The sequence below is a fragment of the Streptomyces antimicrobicus genome (assembly GCF_020532625.1).
GTDB classification, from domain to species: Bacteria; Actinomycetota; Actinomycetes; order Streptomycetales; family Streptomycetaceae; genus Streptomyces; species Streptomyces antimicrobicus.
On sequence record NZ_JAJAUY010000056.1, the window covers coordinates 1 to 14,824 of the forward strand.

General features: G+C 75.8%; 13 protein-coding genes. 8 read left to right on the forward strand and 5 right to left on the reverse strand.

Features of this window, described 5'->3' with window-relative positions; all coding sequences use genetic code 11:
• Positions 1–1,865: 1,865 nt before the first annotated feature.
• Positions 1,866–2,120: a hypothetical protein gene (locus LG632_RS15990; protein ID WP_226727921.1), complete on the reverse strand. Its 255-nt coding sequence runs from the start codon at positions 2,118–2,120 to the stop codon at positions 1,866–1,868.
• Positions 2,121–2,294: 174 nt separating this feature from the next.
• On the opposite strand from LG632_RS15990, the gene LG632_RS15995 reads away from it, so the two are divergent.
• The gene (locus LG632_RS15995) at positions 2,295–2,666 is read left to right on the forward strand and encodes an ArsC/Spx/MgsR family protein (RefSeq protein WP_226727924.1); all 372 of its coding nucleotides are present in this window, start codon (positions 2,295–2,297) and stop codon (positions 2,664–2,666) included.
• Here LG632_RS15995 and LG632_RS16000 read toward each other — a convergent pair.
• Positions 2,663–3,631 carry an alpha/beta fold hydrolase gene (locus tag LG632_RS16000; protein ID WP_226727926.1) on the reverse strand — a complete coding sequence of 323 codons (969 nt, stop codon included), beginning with the start codon at positions 3,629–3,631 and terminating at the stop codon, positions 2,663–2,665. The genes LG632_RS15995 and LG632_RS16000 overlap by 4 nt on opposite strands.
• Before the next feature lie 205 nt (positions 3,632–3,836).
• On the opposite strand from LG632_RS16000, the gene LG632_RS16005 reads away from it, so the two are divergent.
• From LG632_RS16005 to LG632_RS16015, 3 genes are read left to right on the forward strand one after another with little or no spacing between them, the layout of a single operon-like run.
• Positions 3,837–4,310, forward strand: a complete 474-nt coding sequence (locus LG632_RS16005; RefSeq protein WP_226727979.1) for a MarR family transcriptional regulator — start codon at positions 3,837–3,839, stop codon at positions 4,308–4,310.
• A complete protein-coding gene (gene pdxR, locus LG632_RS16010; protein ID WP_226727929.1) occupies positions 4,307–6,109 on the forward strand; it encodes a MocR-like pyridoxine biosynthesis transcription factor PdxR in 1,803 nt (600 codons plus the stop codon). The genes LG632_RS16005 and pdxR overlap by 4 nt, the downstream gene beginning before the upstream one ends.
• A 20-nt stretch (positions 6,110–6,129) precedes the next feature.
• Positions 6,130–6,780, forward strand: coding sequence for a hypothetical protein (locus tag LG632_RS16015; RefSeq protein WP_226727931.1), 651 nt, complete (start codon positions 6,130–6,132; stop codon positions 6,778–6,780).
• Between the two features lie 46 nt (positions 6,781–6,826).
• Here the strand turns inward: LG632_RS16015 and LG632_RS16020 are convergent, their stop codons facing one another.
• Positions 6,827–7,750, reverse strand: a complete 924-nt coding sequence (locus tag LG632_RS16020) for a Gfo/Idh/MocA family protein (RefSeq protein ID WP_374203494.1) — start codon at positions 7,748–7,750, stop codon at positions 6,827–6,829.
• 188 nt (positions 7,751–7,938) lie between these two features.
• Between LG632_RS16020 and glnII the strand changes: the two genes are divergently transcribed.
• Both glnII and LG632_RS16030 read left to right on the forward strand, forming a co-directional pair.
• The gene (glnII, locus tag LG632_RS16025; protein ID WP_226727934.1) at positions 7,939–8,958 is read left to right on the forward strand and encodes a glutamine synthetase; all 1,020 of its coding nucleotides are present in this window, start codon (positions 7,939–7,941) and stop codon (positions 8,956–8,958) included.
• A 585-nt stretch (positions 8,959–9,543) separates the two neighbouring features.
• Positions 9,544–10,203, forward strand: coding sequence for a winged helix-turn-helix domain-containing protein (locus tag LG632_RS16030; RefSeq protein ID WP_226727936.1), 660 nt, complete (start codon positions 9,544–9,546; stop codon positions 10,201–10,203).
• A gap of 143 nt (positions 10,204–10,346) precedes the next feature.
• On the opposite strand, the gene LG632_RS16035 is transcribed toward LG632_RS16030, so the two are convergent.
• The gene (locus LG632_RS16035; RefSeq protein ID WP_226727938.1) at positions 10,347–11,870 is read right to left on the reverse strand and encodes a PepSY-associated TM helix domain-containing protein; all 1,524 of its coding nucleotides are present in this window, start codon (positions 11,868–11,870) and stop codon (positions 10,347–10,349) included.
• A 468-nt stretch (positions 11,871–12,338) separates the two neighbouring features.
• On the reverse strand, positions 12,339–13,124 hold the full coding sequence (locus LG632_RS16040; protein ID WP_226727940.1) for a hypothetical protein: 786 nt from the start codon (positions 13,122–13,124) through the stop codon (positions 12,339–12,341).
• Positions 13,125–13,211: 87 nt separating this feature from the next.
• On the opposite strand from LG632_RS16040, the gene LG632_RS16045 reads away from it, so the two are divergent.
• Both LG632_RS16045 and LG632_RS16050 read left to right on the forward strand, forming a co-directional pair.
• Positions 13,212–13,802, forward strand: coding sequence for a rhomboid-like protein (locus tag LG632_RS16045; RefSeq protein ID WP_226727942.1), 591 nt, complete (start codon positions 13,212–13,214; stop codon positions 13,800–13,802).
• A gap of 70 nt (positions 13,803–13,872) precedes the next feature.
• Positions 13,873–14,673, forward strand: a complete 801-nt coding sequence (locus LG632_RS16050; protein ID WP_226727945.1) for a tyrosine-protein phosphatase — start codon at positions 13,873–13,875, stop codon at positions 14,671–14,673.
• Positions 14,674–14,824: the final 151 nt, after the last annotated feature.

Here is a 14,824-nt window from a genome sequence, read left to right on the forward strand (position 1 = left end):
GGCCGCTGGTCGGGCCGACCCGCTGAACCGGGCCGGGGGGCGCAGCCGGCCCCGCGCCCCTGACCGGGGTCACCGAGCCCAGCCGCTGGTCGGCCCCACCCACTGACCCGGCCCGGCGGGCGCAGACGGCCCCGCCCCTGACCGGGGCCTACGGGTCCACCCTTGCCCTGGCCGGGCCCACCCGCTGACCTGGCTGACGCGGTTGGGGCGAAGCCCGTCCCGCAGGGGCGCGGGGAACGGCGCGACCAGCCCCGCAACGACCGCCAGTCAGCGACGCACCGTCGCCACCGGGGCGCAGCCCAGCCGCCGAACCCGGAACCACCGCCGAACTGACGGCCGCCCACGGCTACGAACCCTCCCGCCCGACCGGGCCGCGTACGAAGCCCCTCCCGCGGGGGCGCGGGGAACGGCGCGACCAGCCCGCGAGCTGGCAGGGGGCGACGTGCGGTGACTGCCTCGGCAGGGTCGGACCGGCGGTGCCGCAGGGGGAATGCCGGTCCGCGGCCTCCGGTCGTCGCTGGTCGGGCGCGCAGTTCCCCGCGCCCCCAGAGGCAGGCCCTGCCCAGCCAAAGTCACCGCACCCGGCAGACCCGTGCGCAACCCCGCCGCAGGGGCGAATGCCGGTTCGCGACCACCGGTCGTCGCTGGCTGAGCGCGCAGTTCCCCGCGCCCCCAGAGGCAGGCCCTGCCCAGCCAAAGTCACCGCACCCGGCAGGCCCGTGCGCAACCCCCGCCGCAGGGGCGAATGCCGGTCCGCGACCATCGGCCGTCGCTGGTCGGGCGCGCAGTTCCCCGCGCCCCCCAGAGGCAGGCCCTGGCCAGCCAAGTCACCGCACCCGGCAGGCCCGTGCGCAACCCCCGCCGCAGGGGCGAATGCCGGTCCGCGACCATCGGTCGTCGCTGGTCGGGCGCGCAGTTCCCCGCGCCCCCAGAGGCAGGCCCCGCCCAGCCAAGTCACCGCACCCGGCAAGCCCGTGCGCAACCCCCGCCGCAGGGGCAAATGCCGAACCGCGACCACCGGTCGTCGCTGGTCGGGCGCGCAGTTCCCCGCGCCCCCAGAGGCAGGCCCCGCCCAGCCAAGTCACCGCACCCGGCAAGCCCGTGCGCAACTCCGCCGCAGGGGCGAATGCCGGTCCGCGACCACCGGTCGTCGCTGGTCGGGCGCGCAGTTCCCCGCGCCCCCAGAGCCAGACCCCGCCCAGCCAAGTCACCGCACCCGGCAGACCCGTGCGCAACTCCGCCGCAGGGGGAAATGCCGGTCCGCGACCACCGGTCGTCGCTGGTCGGGCGCGCAGTTCCCCGCGCCCCCAGAGGCAGGCCCCGCCCAGCCAAAGTCACCGCACCCGGCAGGCCCGTGCGCAACCCCGCCGCAGGGGGAAATGCCGGTCCGCGACCACCGGTCGTCGCTGGTCGGGCGCGCAGTTCCCCGCGCCCCTCAGGGTGGCTTCGCCCCCGCCGAAGTCGTCGCCTGCGGCGGGCCGTTGCGCAACCCCGCCGCAGGGCGATGCCGTCTCGCGGCCACCCTCGTCGTCGGCCGGGCGCGCAGTTCCCCGCGCCCCCAAAGGCAGGCCCCCTCCCCGCCCGGCCCAAGTCACCACGCCCGGACGGGGTCGGTGCGCAACCCCGCCGCTGGGGGACGGGGCCGGTCCGCGGCTGCCCCGCCAGCGCTGGCTGAGCGCGCAGTGCCCCGCGCCCCTTCGGGCGCGGCCCGCGCGGACCCAGCCACCGCCCCCGGCCGGGGGGGCGGGCCCGTCGTCCCGCTGCCCGAGTGGTCCCCCCGGCACGTCTTCGCCGCGGCTGCGGTGTCGGCTCCGGGTGTGGGCGGCGCCCCCGCGGCGGGGCCGGCGGGGGCGCAGCCCCCTGGGTCAGTGGGCTTCGCGGATCAGGGTTCGGACCATGCGGCAGGTGACGTTCGACGGGCGGTGGATGCCCGTGCGGGCCGCCATCGTGCGTATCTTGCGGTTCGTCGCGCGGGTGGCGTCGTACGTGCCCGAGTCGAGCAGGAATATGGCCAGGCGCATGGCCTTCAGGCGCCGGTTGTGGCTCTCGTACCACTCGCGGGGCAGGCCCGCGGGCAGCGGCTTCTTCTTCGGCGGTTCGATGATCGCGGCAGCGGCCATCCACAGCCTCCCAAACGGTAGTTGACGGTCGGTCTGCTCCGGTCCTTCTCTGTTCCTTCGCTGTTCCTTCTGTCTTCGATTTTACGGCCCGGCACTGACAAAAGCCCTGGCCGGACGTCGTCGGAGGCGCTGCCGCGCCCCGCCCCCGGCAGGGTCTCGATAGGCTGCCGGGCCATGGAGATCTGGATCAACCCCGCCTGTTCCAAGTGCCGCAGCGCGCTCACCCTGCTCGACGCCGAGGGCGCCGAGTACACCGTGCGCCGTTACCTGGAGGACGTCCCCTCCGAGGACGAGATCCGCGAGGTGCTCGGCCGGCTCGGGCTGGAGCCGTGGGACATCACGCGCACCTCCGATCCGCTGGCCAAGGAGACCGGCGTACGGGAGTTGCCGCGGGAGGCGACGGACGAGGCGCGGGACCGCTGGATCGCCCATCTCGCGGCGCACCCCAAGCTCATCCAGCGCCCGATCATCACCGCTGACGACGGCACCGCCGTCGTCGCCCGTTCGGAGGAGGCCGTCCGCGACGCCCTCTCCCGCAACCGCTAGTCGCAGCTCGCGGCGATCCGCTCCGCGGCCGTCTGCGGCATCGTGTGGTGGGTGGCGTCGGGCAGTACGTCGACCACCGCGCCGAGCGGCAGTACGGCGGCGGCCCGGTGTGCCGCGCGCCGCGCGTCGTGGCAGCGGGCCCGCCCCGCGAACAGCGCCGTGACCGGCAGCCGACCCAGGCTCCCGAGGTCCGGCCGGGGGCCGGTGACCGGCCGGACGGCGGGGAAGCCGGCGGTCGTCTCCTGCAGCCGCAGCCAGTCCGGGTCCACCGGCGCGGCGGCCCCGCCCGACTCCCATGCGAGGAACCCGCGGATGCGCGCCGGGGTCGGTCTCAGCAGCATGGGCAGCGCCCGGAGGAGGTACGCGGGCCGGAAGCCCGCGAACACCTGCGTCGGGTCCAGCAGCACCAGCCGCTTCAGCCCTTCCCGCCCGTCCTGGCCTTCCCGCCCGTCCCGGCCTTCCCGCCCGTCCTGGTCTTCCCGGCCTCCTCCTCCCGCTCCCTCGCGCTCTCCTTCCCGGCCTTCCCGACCCTCCCGCCCCACCCTGGCCGCCGCGTAATGGGCCGCGATCCAGGCGCCGTACGAATGCCCCACGAGCGTGACCGGACTGCCGTCCGGGGCCAGCCCCGCGAGGACCGCGTCCAGCCACGCGACCAGGTCCGGGACCCGGCGGATCGCCGCCTCCGGCGACGGGGTGCTCAGGCCGGGGTCGCCCACGAGGTCCACGGCGTGGACGCGGTGGGTACGGCCGAGGCCCGCCGCGACCACCGGGCCCCATACCGTGGAGGTCGCCCCGCCGCCGGGCAGCAGCACGACCGGTGGCGCGGCGGCCGGGCCGGTGCTGTTGATCCTGGTCCGGCCGTAAGGCGTGGGGAGTTCGACGGCGTCGACGGGGTCCGGCCAGCGCCGGAGGACGGCGTCGTACGCGGAACGGAAAGCGGTGGACGGGATGGTGCCGGCAGCCATGCCAAGACCTCATTCCTCGCTGGGCGATAATCTCGCTCAGCGAGAGATCTTAGACGAACGGAGCGTCGTGGGCCACGCACAGGACCCCTCATCCCCGTCCCCCCACCGGTCGGACGACCGACGGGCTGACCGACTGCACGACCGACCGGACGACCAGCCGCACGACCGACGGCACGACCGACCCGACGAGCGGCAGCGCGAAGCGCTGGTGCATCTGCTGCGGGCCGTCAGTGTGGAGTTCGGGCTGCGGCAGGGCGAGTTCGCCGCGCGCCACGGCATGCACCCCACCGACGTACGGGCCTTGATCTGCCTGCTCGACGCCGACCGAGCCGGCGAGGCGGCCACCGCCGGACTGCTGGGCGCCCGGCTCGCCCTGAACTCGGCCGGGACGACCGCCGTCATCGACCGCCTCGAACGCCTCGGCCACGTCGCCCGCGTCCGCGACGACCGCGACCGCCGCCGGGTGCTGCTCCGGGTGACGCCGGAGGCGGTCCGGCTCGGTCAGGACTTCTTCGGACCGCTGATCGAGGGGCTGCTCGCCCTCGCCGACACCTTCGACGACGCCGAACGCGCCACCGTGCACCGGTTCCTGACCGGCGCCCGCGCCGTGTTCGCCGAGGCCTTCGCGGTGTCCGGAACCGCCGGGGCGGCCACCGCCCGCCGGACCTCGTCCTCATGACCAGCCCCCACCCCGAGGACCCGGCCACCGGAGCCGACCTGCACCTCGACCTGCCCGCCACCGGCCCCCGCCGCACCGCGCTCGCCCAGGCCCTGCGCGAGGCCGTCCGCAGCGGCCGGCTGCGCGGCGGTACGCGGCTGCCGCCCTACCGCGCGCTCGCCGCCGACCTGGGGGTGGCCCGGAGCGTCGTCGCCCATGCCTACGCCGAACTGGTCGCGGAGGGCTGGTTCACCGCCCGCCAGGGCTCCGGGACCCGAGTGGCCGACGGCCTCCCGGCGCCCCGCACGGACGCGGACCCGTACGGCACTCCCTACGGCCTTCCGCACGGCGACGCCCCTACCGCGGCCGCCACCAGCGCCCCCGCCACCAGCGCCCCAGCCACCCCCACCAACGCCACAGCCACGGCCACGGCCACCCCCACCGTCACCACCACCCCGACCGTCCCCGCGCCTGCGGCCCCCGTCCCCGCCCCCGCCCCATCCCGCCACGACCTCACCCAAGGCCACCCCGACGCCGCCGCGTTCCCGCGCTCCGAGTGGTCCGCCGCCACCCGTCGGGCGCTCGCCGCCGCTCCGGCCGAGGCGTTCGGGCCGCAAGGGCCGCGGGGGCGGCCGGAGTTGCGCCGGGCGCTGGCGGAGTACCTGGCCCGGGCGCGCGGCGTGCGGACCGACCCCGAACGCATCGTGGTCTGTGCGGGCTTCGCCGGCGCGCTGCGGCTGCTGGCCGCGGTCCGGCCGCGGGACTGGGCCGTCGAGGAGTACGGACTCCCCTTCCACCACGGGCTCCTCGCCACCGCCGGGGTCCGCCCGCACCCGCTGCCCGTCGACGCCCACGGCGCCCGTACCGAGGCCCTGGACGGCTCCGTCCGGACGGCCCTGCTGACGCCCGCGCACCAGTTCCCGCTCGGCGGCCCGCTGCTGGCCGAGCGGCGGACGGCCGCGGTGGAGTGGGCCCGCTCGGGGCCGGGCCGGCTGCTGGTGGAGGACGACTACGACGGCGAGTTCCGCTTCGACCGCACGCCCGTGGGCGCGCTCCAGGGCCTGGCCCCGGAGCACGTCGCGTACGCCGGTTCGCTCAGCAAGAGCCTCTCCCCCGCGCTCCGGCTGGGCTGGCTGGTGCTGCCGGACGCGCTCGTCGACGAGGTGGTCGCGGCGAAGGGGGTCCGGGAGCCCTGGACGAGCGCGGTGGACCAGCTGACGCTGGCCGAGTTCCTGGACACGGGGGCCTACGACCGGCACGTACGCCGGATGCGGCGGCGCTACCACGCCCGCCGGAAGCAGGTGGTGACGGCCCTGGCCGCGCTGACCGCGCTGACGGCCCTGCCCGACCAGCCCGACCTGCCCGACCTGCCCGACCAGCCCGACCAGTCCGACCAGCCCGACCGGCCCGACCAGCCCGCAGCGAGTGCCCCCGGCACCGCGCCGGGCAGGTCCGCCCAGCCACCCACCCCGGCGTCCGCCCCGCTGCCCACCCCGCCGGGCGTCCGCGTCACCGGCGTCCCGGCCGGTCTGCACGCGGTGCTGGAACTGCCCGAAGGCACCGAGGCCGCCGCGCTGGCGGCCGCCCGCGCGGCGGGCCTGGACCTGGACGGGCTGTCCGGCTACCGCCATCCGGCGGCGGCCCCGGCCGGGCCCGCCCGGGAGGGGCTGGTGATCGGTTACGCCGCCCTGCCGGACCGCGCCTTCGCCCAGGCCTTGGCCACGTTGGTCCCGGTGGTCCGCGGCGTGCTCCGGCGGCACGCCGCGGCGACGCGCTTCCGCGGCGACCCCGTAGGGTGGAACGGGGCAAAAGGGATGTAATCAACGCTTAAGGACAGTCCGTGGACAGGCACGTGCACCGGCAGGAGCCCCAGGCCCCCCAGGCCACACCACCGCCCGCGACGCCCGACACACCACCGCCCGCGACCCCCGGCGCGCCACCGCCCGCGACCCCCGGCACGCCATCGCCCGCTCCCCCGGCCGCGACCCCCGCGGCGCCCCCGCTGCCGCCGCCGCGGCGCGGCGCCGACTGGATGTTCGGCGGGGTCTACGGGACCGTGCTGGCCAGCGGCCTGCTGGCCGCGCTGCACCAGGACGGCGGCGAGTACACGCCGTTCTACGACGCCAGCTGGGTCTTCGTGACGGCGGCAGCCGCCGCCCTCGCGCACGGCTACTCGCACCACATGACCATCCACCAGCGGGGCTCCGTAGGGCACCGCTGGCTGGTGCTCGCGCGGGTGCTGTGGCTGGAGTGGCCGATGATCGCGGCCACCCTGCCCACGGTGGTGCTGCTGAGCGTCGCGGGGCTCGCGCACTGGCACGCGCCCGGGGTGACGGCGGCCGGGCTCGGACTGAACACCGCGCTGCTGTTCGCGTGGGGCTCCTTCGTGGCCCTACGGGTCGGCTACCGCCTGAGATCCGCCCTGCTGATCGGGGCGGCGGACTCCACCATCGGCCTCGCGATCATCGCGGCGAACGCGGTGATCAAGTAGCCCCCCTCCCCGGCGGGCCCCGCACCCAGAACCCCCGCAACCCCGGTCACACCGGCCCCAACTGCCCCTCCGCCTCCGCCAGGATCTCCGTCAGCCGCGCCCCGAAGCCCGCGTCGCGCGGGTCCGGGACGCCCGTGCGGGCCGCATCCAGCAGAGCGTCCAGGGCCCGGCCGTACGCCCCCGGTACGTCGCCCCAGTCCGGCAGCGTGAACACCCCCTCGGCCCCGCGCAGCTCCAGCCGCACCCCGGCGGCGGCCCGCGGGGCGCCCAGGGAGAGGACGGCGGTGCTGGCCGCGCCGGAGGCGTGCCGCAGGGCCAGTTGGACCATGTCCGACGGGCCGCGGGCGGCGGTCACGCCGACCACGTCGCCGAGGACCGGGATCAGCACCGACAGCGCGTGCGGGCCCACGTCCCACAGGCCGCCCTTGGCCTTGCGCCAGGGCGAGTCGGCGTAGGCGCTGGGTGCCCCGTCGGGCGGGAAGACGGCGCCGAGCCAGTGGGCCGAGGCCGTGAACCAGCCCGAGCGCCGGGTCTGGTCGGCGACCCAGCCGGCGGCCGGTTCGGCGAACCGCAGGGTGAGGAAGACGACGGAGGCGACGCCCGCCTCGTCCGCCGCCCGGGCCACCGCCCGCGCCTGCTCGACCGTCGTGGCGACCGGCTTGTCCAGCAGCAGGTGGCAGCCGGCGGCCGCGGCGCGCACGGCGAGCGGGGCCTGGACGTCCGGCGGCAGGGCGAAGGCGGCGACGTCGCAGTCCGCGAAGAGCGCGTCCGCGTCTTCGTACACCTTCACGTCGTATTTCTGCGCCAGTTCGGCCGCGGCCTCGGGGCGCCGGCCCCAGACTCCGGCGAAGTCGGAGCCGGCGTGCGCGGCGAGGGCGGGCGCGTGGGTGCGGTGGGCCCAGGGGCCCGTGCCGAGCAGCCCGATCCTGGGCCTGGCACCTCCGGCGGCGGGGGTCAAATCGTACGAAATGCTCACGTGCTCAGTCTGCCCCACCCGGACGGGTGTGCGGCCCCCGACCCGCAGGACCCGGCCGACCTGCGGAGGAACCGCCGGTAACACGCGGTTCACACACGGGCAACGGCCGGGAAATCGCGAACGGGCACGCTGCGGTCGACACCGCAGCAGTCGCAGCACCGCAGAGTCTGAGGATGGGGCCCGTGAGCTACAAGGCTGAGTACATCTGGATCGACGGCACCGAGCCGACGGCGAAGCTTCGCTCCAAGACGAAGATCCTGGAGGCCGGGGCGGAGCTGCCGATCTGGGGCTTCGACGGCTCCTCCACCAACCAGGCCGAGGGCCACGCCTCGGACCGCGTGCTCCAGCCGGTCTTCTCCTGCCCGGACCCGATCCGCGGCGGGGACAACCTGCTGGTGCTGTGCGAGGTCCTGAACATCGACATGACCCCGCACGAGTCGAACACCCGGGCGCTGCTGCGGCCGGTCGCGGAGAAGTTCGCCGCGCAGGAGCCGATCTTCGGCATCGAGCAGGAGTACACCTTCTTCGACGGCGCGCGCCCGCTCGGTTTCCCGGTCGGCGGCTTCCCGGCCGCGCAGGGCGGTTACTACTGCGGCGTCGGCGCGGACGAGATCTTCGGCCGCGAGATCGTGGAGAAGCACCTGGACCACTGCCTGGCCGCCGGCCTGAACATCTCCGGCATCAACGCCGAGGTCATGCCCGGCCAGTGGGAGTTCCAGGTCGGCCCGCTGTCCCCGCTGGAGGTCGCCGACCAGCTGTGGGTGGCCCGCTGGCTGCTCTACCGCACCGCCGAGGACTTCAACGTCTCCGCCACCCTCAACCCCAAGCCGGTCAAGGGCGACTGGAACGGCGCGGGCGCCCACACCAACTTCTCCACCAAGGCGATGCGCGAGGACTACCGCGCGATCATCGCCGCGTGCGAGGCGCTGGGCGAGGGCAGCAAGCCGCTGGACCACGTCAAGAACTACGGCGCGGGCATCGACGAGCGCCTGACCGGTCTGCACGAGACCGCCCCGTGGAACGAGTTCAGCTACGGCGTCTCCGACCGCGGCGCCTCGGTGCGCATCCCGTGGCAGGTGGAGAAGGACGGCAAGGGCTACATCGAGGACCGCCGCCCGAACGCCAACGTCGACCCCTACGTGGTCACCCGCCTGATCGTGGACACCTGCTGCACCGGCCTGGAGCGCGACGGCCTGGTCTGAGCGCGGCGGCCCTCGCCTCTCCGCGAGGGTCGGCTCCGCCCGCACGCCCGCACGCCCGCACGTCCGTCCGTCCGTCCGCACGCCCGCACGCCCGCACGCCCGCACGTCCGTCGGTCCGCTCCTCCCGACCGCCTCCCGACCCGCCCCCGTCCCGTCTCCCGGCCGAGAACTCCGGCCAGGAGGCGGGACGGTTCTGCTCGCGATGTGAGACGAGCGGGCGACGACGAGCGGTGGAAGGGGTGAGGCGGCCAGGGGTTTGTCAGGGTTTGGGTGCGGAATTTGGGATTCCGCTCCAGTGGCTGAGATGCGCCCTGCCGACGGCCCGCGGGATCTGCTTCAATGTGGGCCATGGCCAGCCATTCGCACACCTCGACAGGTCGCAGCGACCTGGAGCCGTTCTGGCCGTCCCGCCAGGATCACGATTTCGACCGGGTGTGTTGCCGCGCGAAGAACGCGCCGGCCCTCTAACGCCTTCCGGAACTCTCCGATCGGACCTTCCCGAAGGCTTTCGGTCTGCGCGGTACGACGACTGACCTCTCGTCCGATGCGTCTTCTGCCGACTCCGCGTGAAAGAGCTGACCACTCATGGCGAACACCCGTTCCCTGGCTTCTGCGGCGACCGCCGCCACCGCTGCGACCGCGAACGCTCCCCGCTCCTTCCCCTCCGCCGGCCCCCGCCACCGCCTTCGCGCCGTGGACCGGGACGAAGTGGCCCGCGTGGTGGACCTCCTGCCGCCCGGCGCCACCCTGCTCCCGGCCCCCCAGCACACCGTGCCCGCGCTGCCCGGCCGGCCGCCGATGATCGGCTACCTGGTCCTCGTACCGGCCGACCAGCAGCCCGCACTCGCCCTCGCCCCGGCCCTGACCGCGGCCGGGGCCCCCGCCGACGCTCCGGTCGGAGCCCCGGCCGACGGCCCGGGCGCGGCGCCCGCCCGCGGACACGGCGACGCGGGCGCCGTCGGGGACGCGCTCGTGCGGATCGACACCGCGCAGCGCACCGCCGAGGTCGACGGCCAGGTGCTGGACCTGACGTACCTGGAGTTCGAGCTGCTGGCCCACCTGGTGGCGAACCCGCACCGGGTGCACAGCCGGGACCAGCTCGTCACCACCGTGTGGGGCTACGGCCACGTGGGCGACGGCCGCACCGTGGACGTCCACATCGCGCGGCTGCGCCGCAAGCTGGGGCCCCGCCACCGCGGTGCCATCCAGACCGTGCGCCGGGTCGGTTACAAGTACGCCCCCTGACGGCCGAGGGCCCGCGCTCGCGAGGAGGGAGCACGGGCCCAGGACCGCCGGCGCGCGCGGCCGAACCGCCCCTGGCGCGCGCCACCGGTCAGTCCGGCGCGCGCCACCGGTCGATCCGGCGCGCGCCACCGGTCAGTCCGGCGTCACGCGGCGGCCGTCGGCGTGGAGCCCGGCTCGCGCCGCCGGGCGGCCAGCAGGCCGAGGACGACGTCCACGGCGAGGAACGCCAGCAGGCTGATGCCCAGCAGCGGCACGAACCAGCCCACCACGGCCGTCACGGCGGCCAGCGGCAGCAGCACCGCCGCCGGGAGCTTGCGCCACGCGCCGCGCGGCTGCGGCCGCCCGAACGACAGGGTCCGGTCCTTCGTCGGCCTGCGCAGCCACCACATCCGGTAGCCCCACACCACCAGGAACATGACCGCGAGCGCGAGCAGCGCCAGCGCGATCTGGTTGACCAGACCGAACATCAGTCCCATGTGCACGTCGATGCCGAACCGGGTGAGCTGGGCGAGCACCGGGTAGTCGGCGAACCGCAGTTCGTCCATGACCCGCCCGTCGGCCGGGTCGACGGCGACGGCGTCCAGGTGCACCGGGACCTGCCGGTCCCGCTCCTTGATCACGTAGCCCTTGCCGTTCGCGGGCAGAGTCACCTGCACGCTGTCGGTGACCCCGGCGGCCCGGGCCGCCTCGACGGCCCGGTCGAGGCCGACGTCCGCGCGGGCGGGCATGTCCGGCATGGTCCCGTCCGGCGCCATGTGGTGCCCGGCGTGCTCGTCGCCGCCGTCGGCCGCGCCGCCCGGGAGGGTGGCGGACACCGAGGGGGTGGCGCCGCCGAGCCGGTCCTGGAGCTGTCCGATGTTCTCGCCCGCGTACGTCGACCAGGTCAGGCCGGTCGCGGACAGCACGACCAGACCGGCCGCGGCCCACAGGCCGACCGAGCCGTGCCAGGACAGCGTCCGGCGCCGCCCGCCGGCCTCCGCCGTGCGCTCGGGCAGGAAGAGCTGGGCGCGGCGCCGGCGGCGCCGGCCGATCCACAGGGCGAGGCCGCCGAGCGCGACCACCCACAGCCAGCTGGCGGCCAGCTCGCTGTAGATCCGCCCGGTCTCCCCGAGCTGGAGGCTGGAGTGGAACTCGCTCAGCCAGGCGCGCAGCGGCAGCGCGTCACCGGCGGTGGTGAGCCGGCCGCGCACCTCGGCGGTGTAGGGGTCGACGAAGACGGTGAGGTTCTCCCCCTCCGCGAGGGCCGGGGTCTGCAGGATCACCCGGGTGGTGGCATCGGCCTCGGGTGCGGGCCACACGCCGACGACCTTGCCCTGCGGGGCCGCCTTGGTGGCGGCCTCGACCTGGGCGCTCAGCGGCAGGGCGCGTTCGCCGACGGTGTCGACCGTGAGCTCGTGCGCGTAGAGGATCTTCTCCGCCTGGAAGGACAGGGCGTACAGGAACCCGGTCGCGGCGGCGAGGAAGAGCAGCGGGGCTATGAGGAGCCCGGCGTAGAAGTGCATCCGCAGCAGCAGGGGCCGCAGCGCGGCCCAGGTACCGGCCCCGCGGCGCACGGCCGACGTGGGGCCGGGCCCGGCCTCGGTCGCGGTCGCGGGGGTGGTGGTGGTGGTGGGGGTGGGGTCTGCGGAGTCCCGGACATCGGTGTCCGGAAGCTCGTCAAGGGACATGACCGTCCTCAAGGGTGACGAAGGGCGAAACAGGACAGGGGGAATCGGCCCCGGGTCTCGCCGCTCGCCGGTACGCGGTACGCGGTACGCCGTGCGCGGGTGCGCAGCTACCGCGGATGCGCGAGCGCGCTGTGCGCAGCGCACCGCGGGCACGCGGCACGCGAGTGCGCGGCACGCGAGTGCGCGGCACGCGAGTGCGCGGGCACGCGGCACGCGAGTGCGCGGCACGCGAGTGCGCGGCACGCGAGTGCGCGGCACGCGAGTGCGCAGTACGCGGCACGCGAGTGCGGCACGCGGTGCGGCACGCGGTGCGGCACGCGGTGCGGCACGCCGCACGCGATACGCGGACCACGCCCGCAGCACACGGCACGGCACACGGCACACGGCACACGGCACACGGGTACGCAGTACCCGCCACGCCACGCCACGCCACCGCACAGCGCGCGACCGCGTCGCACCTCCCGCCGGTCAGGCGCAGGCAAGACGGCCAGGGGCCGGGACGCTGGGGAAGGGCCCGGGCGGTGGGCCGCGGCGGAGGACGGCGTGGGCGTGCACCGCCCCGCGCAGCCTGCGCGGCGGCTCGTGGCGCCGGGGCCGGACCCGCGGCGCGCCGTCCGGGACGGCGGCCGCCGGCTGCGGGCGGATCCGTCCGACGAGCCGTACGGCGAGTGCGCGCAGCGCCCGGGCCAGCCGGAAGACGGCCTGCTCGCCCCGGGCGAGCCAGAGGGCGCAGAACAGACCGGCGAGCACGTGCGCGGCGATCATGCCGAGGCCGCCGTGCCCGGCCGGATGGGCCAGCTGGTCCGCCATGGCCTGGTCGAGGCCCCCGGCCGCCCCGGCCGCCCCGGTCATGTCCGCCAGGTCCGCCAGGTCCGCCAGGCCCCCCGTGCCCGGCATCCCGCCGGGTGCGTGGGCCGTGTGCGGAGGGTGGTGCACGGCCGACGTCGCCGGCGCCCCGCCGACCGCGGCCGGCGGAGCCCCGTGGCCCGCCGCCGGCCGGCCCTGGCTCCCGGCGAAGACCAGGTGCAGGACGGCCTGGACGCCGAGCAGCGCGGCCGAGATGGAGAGGGGCCCGCGCCGGCGGCCGGTGCCGAACCAGGCCAGCACGGCGGTCACCGCGAAGGCACCGAGCAGTCCGCCGAGCGGAATGTCCCGCCCAGACATGAACAAATGCCCCAGACCACCCCATGCCGTACACACGGCCGCGAACATCGCGGCCCGGGTACAGCGCAGCGGCGCACGGGTGTCGGTCATGTCCCGGCCATGCTCGCACCCCACCGGCGCGCCCCCAAGAGGACCCCCTCGGAGCGTGCTCGAACCCGATGGCCGATCATGACCGGCATGAAGCCCTTGTTCCTGGCTCCCGTCTACGCCGGCGGGGTGCAGCTCGGCGCCTACGCCCTGGACCGGATCGAGGCCGCCGAGCGCGAGCGGGTGCTGCGGGCGTGCTCGACGAACGTCGACAACCTCGCCGCCGGCCGCTGGGAGACCCTGCTGAGCAGCGCCCTCGTGGTCGAGGAACCGATGCCGCTGGCCTACGCCCTGCTACTGCTCGCCGTGCTGGGCTACGCCGAGTACGCCTACGGCGCCTGGTGGACCGCCGGGGTGTTCCTGCTCGGGCACACCACCGCGACGCTGCTGGTGTACGGGGGCCTGCGCGCGCGGCGGCCGGACGCCGTCACCCGGCGGGCGCTGGACGTCGGCACCAGCTACGGGTTCAACGCGGTGCTGGGCGCCCTGACCTCGGCGCTGCCGCGCGGTCCGGTGCGGACGACGGCCCGGGCCGGGCTGCTGGCGCTCGCGGTACGGCCGGTGCTGCGGCGCGGACGGACGTTCACGGACGCCGGACACCTGGTGGCACTGGGCCTCGGTGTCGGGCTCTCGATGGCGGTCGATTACCTTTCCTGTCCAGAGCATCGGAAAATCACATAACACGTCACATACGTGACAGGTCGGACCGCACACCGGGCCGACCCCTCCGTACACCGCTGGAGCCGCCACGATGACCGCCACCGCCACCCCCTCCACCACCGTCGCCAACCTCCGCGACCTCGGCGGTACTCCCCTCGCCGGCGGCCGTACGGTGCGCCCCGGCCTGGCCCTGCGCTCGGGCCAGCTGGACCGGCTGGACGTGGAGGCCGACCCGGTGGTGGCCGCGCTGGGACTGCGCACGATCGTCGACTTCCGCACCGAGGCCGAGCGCGCCGCCCACCCGGACCGGGTCCCGGCCGGGGCCCGGATGCTGGTCGGGGACGTCCTGGCGGACCGGGTGCTCTCGGGGGAGATGCCGGCGGCGGCGCAGCTGAAGGACCTGCTCTCGGACCCGGCGGTGGCGGAGAAGCACCTCGGCGGCGGGCGGGCGCAGGCGCTCTTCGCCCAGACGTATCGTTCCTTCGTCAGCTCCGGCTCCGGCCGCGCCGCGTACCGCATGCTGCTCACCGAGCTCGCCGACCCCGCCGCCGGGCCGCTGCTCTTCCACTGCACGGCCGGCAAGGACCGCACCGGCTGGGCCGCGACCGTGGTCCTCGCGCTGCTCGGTGCCGACGAGGAGACCCTCATGGCCGAGTACCTCTCGGTGAATCCTGCGGTCCGGCAGGCCTTCGCCCCGCTGATCGAGGGCTTCACGGCGTCCGGCGGCGACCCGGAGATCGCGCTCGCGCTGATCGGCGTGGTCCCGGCGTACCTCCAGGCGGCCCTGGACGAGGTGAGCGTGGGCTACGGCTCGATGGAGAAGTACGTACGCGAGGGCCTGGGGGTGCCGGACGAGGTGGTCGAGGCCCTGCGCACCCGGCTGATCGCCTGACCCGGGCCTGCCCTGGGCCTGACCCGCGCCTGCCCCCGGGCCTGCCCTGGGCCTGACCCGCGCCTGAACCGCGCCTGAACCGCGCCCGCCCCGGGCCTGCCGGGACCTGAGCCGTGCCGGGCCCGGCCCGCCCCCGGAGGCTCCGATTCGC

What these genes read in the sequence shown, in the direction of transcription:
- LG632_RS15990 (WP_226727921.1), bottom strand. Translation starts at nt 2,120, where the DNA reads ATGGCCGCTGCCGCGATCATCGAACCGCCGAAGAAGAAGCCGCTGCCC.
- LG632_RS15995 (WP_226727924.1), top strand. Translation starts at nt 2,295, where the DNA reads ATGGAGATCTGGATCAACCCCGCCTGTTCCAAGTGCCGCAGCGCGCTC.
- LG632_RS16000 (WP_226727926.1), bottom strand. Translation starts at nt 3,631, where the DNA reads ATGGCTGCCGGCACCATCCCGTCCACCGCTTTCCGTTCCGCGTACGAC.
- pdxR (WP_226727929.1), top strand. Translation starts at nt 4,307, where the DNA reads ATGACCAGCCCCCACCCCGAGGACCCGGCCACCGGAGCCGACCTGCAC.
- LG632_RS16030 (WP_226727936.1), top strand. Translation starts at nt 9,544, where the DNA reads ATGGCGAACACCCGTTCCCTGGCTTCTGCGGCGACCGCCGCCACCGCT.
- LG632_RS16035 (WP_226727938.1), bottom strand. Translation starts at nt 11,870, where the DNA reads ATGTCCCTTGACGAGCTTCCGGACACCGATGTCCGGGACTCCGCAGAC.
- LG632_RS16040 (WP_226727940.1), bottom strand. Translation starts at nt 13,124, where the DNA reads ATGACCGACACCCGTGCGCCGCTGCGCTGTACCCGGGCCGCGATGTTC.
- LG632_RS16045 (WP_226727942.1), top strand. Translation starts at nt 13,212, where the DNA reads ATGAAGCCCTTGTTCCTGGCTCCCGTCTACGCCGGCGGGGTGCAGCTC.
- LG632_RS16050 (WP_226727945.1), top strand. Translation starts at nt 13,873, where the DNA reads ATGACCGCCACCGCCACCCCCTCCACCACCGTCGCCAACCTCCGCGAC.